The organism is Pseudoalteromonas luteoviolacea, from assembly GCF_018100925.1.
GTDB lineage: Bacteria > Pseudomonadota > Gammaproteobacteria > Enterobacterales > Alteromonadaceae > Pseudoalteromonas > Pseudoalteromonas obscura.
Window position 1 is genome coordinate 1 of sequence record NZ_JAGJEH010000068.1, and the last position, 428, is coordinate 428.

The 428-nt window shown below is 43.2% G+C and carries 1 protein-coding gene; it reads right to left on the reverse strand.

The genetic code is table 11. The annotated features are described in order from the left end of the window. Positions 1-428, reverse strand: a 428-nt coding sequence (locus J8M00_RS28090; protein WP_432652299.1) for a hypothetical protein, incomplete at both ends; no start/stop codon positions are given.

Consider the following 428-nt stretch of genomic DNA (forward strand, 5'->3'; position numbering starts at 1 on the left):
AGCCTTCTCCGTAAGTCGCCATAAACAGCACACCGTCTAGGATTGCAACATCCGCAACTTTAGAAGTGCCCTGGTATTCTCTATAAACTGATCTTGGAGAGTCGATTCTATCAAGACCACCAGCAGTGCTAATGTATAGCTCACCACCAATCTCAGTTACACCAAGAATCTCATGGCTTGATAGCATGGAATTGTTATTAAATTCTTCATACTTCAATTTGGAGTTAAATTTAACCACAGCGTCTTCGTTTGTCGCCAGATACAAAGACTCAGCAATAACGGACGAATTAATTACATACCCGCCATAGAGCTTGTCTACGCTGCGCTTTTCAGTATCTACGGCAAATGCGCCGATATCGGTCGAAACAATCACTTTTCCAGCAAAGTGAGAGAAAGCTGTCACTTCAAAATCACGGCCTTCTGCGACT